The organism is Rhodanobacter sp. C03, assembly GCF_002001175.1.
Classification (GTDB): domain Bacteria; phylum Pseudomonadota; class Gammaproteobacteria; order Xanthomonadales; family Rhodanobacteraceae; genus Rhodanobacter.
Map to the genome: position 1 here is coordinate 1 of NZ_MUNT01000015.1, position 5477 is coordinate 5477.

The window sequence follows — 5477 nt, forward strand, 5'->3', positions numbered from 1 at the left end:
GGGTGTTGACGGTCACTAAAAGCGATGTAGAATGGGCGGCTCACCTAGGACGAAACGTTCTGGGGCGTCACCGAGAAATCGGCGACAAGCGAATGATCTTTGACAGTGTGCGCAGGTGAATTGTGTGGACGCCTTGCGTTGGAGGGTTACGACCTGTCCAATAAATGCAAGCGTCCCACCAAGTAAAAAGTCAGTAATGAGTTTTGATTGGTTGGGAACTAACGCTTCGGAAAGATAGATGACTGAGCCCGCAAGGGTGAGGTTGTCGAAAACTTAAGTGAAGAGTTTGATCCTGGCTCAGATTGAACGCTGGCGGCATGCCTAACACATGCAAGTCGAACGGCAGCACAGCAGTAGCAATACTGTGGGTGGCGAGTGGCGGACGGGTGAGTAATGCATCGGGACCTACCTGAACGTGGGGGATAACGTAGGGAAACTTACGCTAATACCGCATACGTCCTACGGGAGAAAGCGGGGGACCTTCGGGCCTCGCGCGGTCAGACGGACCGATGTTCGATTAGCTAGTTGGTAAGGTAACGGCTTACCAAGGCGACGATCGATAGCTGGTCTGAGAGGATGATCAGCCACACTGGAACTGAGACACGGTCCAGACTCCTACGGGAGGCAGCAGTGGGGAATATTGGACAATGGGCGCAAGCCTGATCCAGCAATGCCGCGTGTGTGAAGAAGGCCTTCGGGTTGTAAAGCACTTTTATCAGGAGCGAAATACTACCGGTTAATAACCGGTGGGGCTGACGGTACCTGAGGAATAAGCACCGGCTAACTTCGTGCCAGCAGCCGCGGTAATACGAAGGGTGCAAGCGTTAATCGGAATTACTGGGCGTAAAGGGTGCGTAGGCGGTTCGTTAAGTCTGTCGTGAAATCCCCGGGCTCAACCTGGGAATGGCGATGGATACTGGCGAGCTAGAGTGTGTCAGAGGATGGTGGAATTCCCGGTGTAGCGGTGAAATGCGTAGAGATCGGGAGGAACATCAGTGGCGAAGGCGGCCATCTGGGACAACACTGACGCTGAAGCACGAAAGCGTGGGGAGCAAACAGGATTAGATACCCTGGTAGTCCACGCCCTAAACGATGCGAACTGGATGTTGGTCTCAACTCGGAGATCAGTGTCGAAGCTAACGCGTTAAGTTCGCCGCCTGGGGAGTACGGTCGCAAGACTGAAACTCAAAGGAATTGACGGGGGCCCGCACAAGCGGTGGAGTATGTGGTTTAATTCGATGCAACGCGAAGAACCTTACCTGGCCTTGACATGTCTGGAATCCTGCAGAGATGCGGGAGTGCCTTCGGGAATCAGAACACAGGTGCTGCATGGCTGTCGTCAGCTCGTGTCGTGAGATGTTGGGTTAAGTCCCGCAACGAGCGCAACCCTTGTCCTTAGTTGCCAGCGAGTAATGTCGGGAACTCTAAGGAGACTGCCGGTGACAAACCGGAGGAAGGTGGGGATGACGTCAAGTCCTCATGGCCCTTACGGCCAGGGCTACACACGTACTACAATGGTCGGTACAGAGGGTTGCAATACCGCGAGGTGGAGCCAATCCCAGAAAGCCGATCCCAGTCCGGATCGAAGTCTGCAACTCGACTTCGTGAAGTCGGAATCGCTAGTAATCGCGGATCAGCTATGCCGCGGTGAATACGTTCCCGGGCCTTGTACACACCGCCCGTCACACCATGGGAGTGAGTTGCTCCAGAAGCCGTTAGTCTAACCGCAAGGGGGACGACGACCACGGAGTGGTTCATGACTGGGGTGAAGTCGTAACAAGGTAGCCGTATCGGAAGGTGCGGCTGGATCACCTCCTTTCGAGATAGACGGCGTGACTCTTCACGCAAGACGTCCACACAAGACACCTGCACATCCGCATGTAACCAAGCATGCTGGCCTGAACGGCCCAAGTTTTATGGGTCTGTAGCTCAGGTGGTTAGAGCGCACCCCTGATAAGGGTGAGGCCGGTGGTTCGAGTCCACCCAGACCCACCATTATTCCAAGGGATTCCTTGGGGCCTTAGCTCAGCTGGGAGAGCACCTGCTTTGCAAGCAGGGGGTCGTCGGTTCGATCCCGACAGGCTCCACCACTTGGTGTTGGCATGAAAGCCGCGGATGTGTTGCACACAAAAGATTTGAAATCATCCGGCATTGAGGCCGGCGTGATGTTCTTTGAAAACAAGTAAACGAGTGACAAGCGTCTTGGTTCGAACCGAACCGAGACAAGTGTTAAGGCAAGTAACGAAGTGGTTTGGATGTGTAATCCCGAGGCGACTTGGGGTTATATGGTCAAGCGACTAAGCGTATACGGTGGATGCCTTGGCAGTCAGAGGCGATGAAGGACGTGGCAGCCTGCGAAAAGTGTCGGGGAGCTGGCAACAAGCTTTGATCCGGCAATGTCCGAATGGGGAAACCCACTCCGCAAGGAGTACTGCATGGTGAATACATAGCCATGCAGGGCGAACCCGGGGAACTGAAATATCTAAGTACCCGGAGGAAAAGAAATCAACCGAGATTCCCTGAGTAGCGACGAGCGAACGGGGACTAGCCCAAAAGCACATTATGTTTTAGTCAAACGGGATGGAAAGCCCGGCCATAGATGGTGATAGCCCAGTCGACGAAAAGACATTTTGTGTGAAATTGAGTAAGGCGGGGCACGTGAAACCTTGTCTGAACATGGGGGGACCATCCTCCAAGGCTAAATACTACTGACTGACCGATAGCGAACTAGTACCGTGAGGGAAAGGCGAAAAGAACCCCGGAGAGGGGAGTGAAATAGACCCTGAAACCGTATACGTACAAGCAGTGGAAGCCCGTAAGGGTAACTGCGTACCTTTTGTATAATGGGTCAGCGACTTACTGTCAGTGGCAAGCTTAACCGTATAGGGGAGGCGAAGAGAAATCGAGTCTGAATAGGGCGCATAGTCTCTGGCAGTAGACCCGAAACCGAGTGATCTATCCTTGGCCAGGTTGAAGGTGCGGTAACACGCACTGGAGGACCGAACCCACATCTGTTGCAATAGATGGGGATGAGCTGAGGATAGGAGTGAAAGGCTAAACAAACTCGGAGATAGCTGGTTCTCCTCGAAAGCTATTTAGGTAGCGCCTCGTGCGAATACTGTTGGGGGTAGAGCACTGTTATGGCTAGGGGGTCATCGCGACTTACCAAACCATGGCAAACTCCGAATACCAACACGTACTACACGGGAGACACACGGCGGGTGCTAACGTCCGTCGTGAAAAGGGAAACAACCCAGACCCGCAGCTAAGGTCCCAAAGTCATAGCTAAGTGGAAAACGATGTGGAAAGGCATAGACAGCCAGGAGGTTGGCTTAGAAGCAGCCACCCTTTAAAGAAAGCGTAATAGCTCACTGGTCGAGTCGGTCTGCGCGGAAGATTTAACGGGGCTAAGCTATGCACCGAAGCTCGGGGTGTGCACATTTATGTGTACGCGGTAGAGGAGCGTTCCGTAAGCCTGTGAAGGTGGATTGTAAAGTCTGCTGGAGGTATCGGAAGTGCGAATGCTGACATGAGTAACGATAATGGGGGTGAAAAGCCCCCACGCCGAAAGCCCAAGGTTTCCTCGCGCAACGTTAATCGGCGCAGGGTGAGTCGGCCCCTAAGGCGAGGCAGAAATGCGTAGTCGATGGGAAGCAGGTTAATATTCCTGCACTTTTCCATAGTGCGATGTGGGGACGGAGAAGGTTAGGTCTACCGGGCGTTGGTTGTCCCGGGGAAAGGAGGTAGGCATGAATCTTAGGCAAATCCGGGATTCTTTATGCCGAGCACCGAGACGAGCCCTATTGGGCGAAGTGACTGACACCACGCTTCCAGGAAAAGCCACTAAGCTTCAGCTATGGAAAAACCGTACCGCAAACCGACACTGGTAGGCAGGGTGAGAATCCCAAGGCGCTTGAGAGAACTCGGGTGAAGGAACTAGGCAAAATGGCACCGTAACTTCGGGAGAAGGTGCGCCCATTGACGTGGTCACGTGCGTGACTGAGCGTCGATGGGTCGCAGTAACCTGGCCGCTGCGACTGTTTATCAAAAACACAGCACTCTGCAAACACGAAAGTGGACGTATAGGGTGTGACGCCTGCCCGGTGCTGGAAGGTTAATTGATGGGGTCAGCCGCAAGGCGAAGCTCTTGATCGAAGCCCCAGTAAACGGCGGCCGTAACTATAACGGTCCTAAGGTAGCGAAATTCCTTGTCGGGTAAGTTCCGACCTGCACGAATGGCGTAACGACAGCGGCGCTGTCTCCACCCGAGACTCAGTGAAATTGAATTCGCTGTGAAGATGCAGCGTTCCCGCGGCAAGACGGAAAGACCCCGTGAACCTTTACTATAGCTTTACACTGAACGTTGAGTTCTTCTGTGTAGGATAGGTGGGAGGCTTTGAAGCGCAGACGCCAGTTTGCGTGGAGCCAACCTTGAAATACCACCCTGAAGTGCTTGACGTTCTAACCTAGGCCCGTAATCCGGGTCAGGGACCGTGTATGGTGGGTAGTTTGACTGGGGCGGTCTCCTCCCAAAGAGTAACGGAGGAGCACGAAGGTACGCTCAGCGCGGTCGGACATCGCGCACTGTGTGCAATGGCATAAGCGTGCTTGACTGCGAGATCGACGGATCAAGCAGGTACGAAAGTAGGTCATAGTGATCCGGTGGTTCTGTATGGAAGGGCCATCGCTCAACGGATAAAAGGTACTCCGGGGATAACAGGCTGATACCGCCCAAGAGTTCATATCGACGGCGGTGTTTGGCACCTCGATGTCGGCTCATCACATCCTGGGGCTGTAGCCGGTCCCAAGGGTATGGCTGTTCGCCATTTAAAGTGGTACGCGAGCTGGGTTCAGAACGTCGTGAGACAGTTCGGTCCCTATCTGTCGTGGGCGTTGGAGATTTGAGGGGGGCTGCTCCTAGTACGAGAGGACCGGAGTGGACGTTCCGCTGGTGTTCGGGTTGTCATGCCCATGGCATTGCCCGGTAGCTATGAACGGAAGTGATAACCGCTGAAAGCATCTAAGCGGGAAGCACGCCCCAAGATGAGATCTCCCGAGAGCTAGACTCTCCTTAAGGCACCATGAAGACTACGTGGTTGATAGGTCAGGTGTGGAAGTGCAGCAATGCATGGAGCTAACTGATACTAATGAGCCGTGAGGCTTGACCATATAACCCCAAGACGCTTCGTTCCTTAGCGACGTCTCGATATATTCGAATTCACCTCGACGCTTGTCACTCGTTTACGATTTATCCACGTGAGATCCCTCTCACGGAAGCGTCTGGTCAGCGTCATTGACCTGACGTTTCAAGAAGAATGTGGAGCCGGCGCGTCAGCGCTGCTCCCACCCCTTCCCTGGCGGCCATAGCGGCGTGGTACCACCTGATCCCATCCCGAACTCAGAAGTGAAACGCGCATGCGCCGATGGTAGTGTGGCTTTGCCATGCAAGAGTAGGTCACCGCCAGGGGCTTTATCCC

The 5477-nt window shown here is 54.1% G+C and carries 2 tRNA genes and 3 rRNA genes; all 5 read left to right on the forward strand.

The window, feature by feature from the left end:
* Window positions 1-274: 274 nt before the first annotated feature.
* Window positions 275-1819 (forward strand): 16S ribosomal RNA (locus tag B0E48_RS16820).
* Window positions 1820-1918: 99 nt separating this feature from the next.
* Window positions 1919-1995, forward strand: a tRNA-Ile gene (locus B0E48_RS16825).
* 19 nt (window positions 1996-2014) lie between these two features.
* Window positions 2015-2090, forward strand: a tRNA-Ala gene (locus B0E48_RS16830).
* A gap of 197 nt (window positions 2091-2287) precedes the next feature.
* Window positions 2288-5169 (forward strand): 23S ribosomal RNA (locus B0E48_RS16835).
* A 184-nt stretch (window positions 5170-5353) separates the two neighbouring features.
* Window positions 5354-5467, forward strand: a 5S ribosomal RNA gene (rrf, locus tag B0E48_RS16840).
* The 16S, 23S and 5S rRNA genes sit together here with 2 tRNA genes alongside, the layout of an rRNA operon.
* Window positions 5468-5477 lie beyond the last annotated feature (10 nt).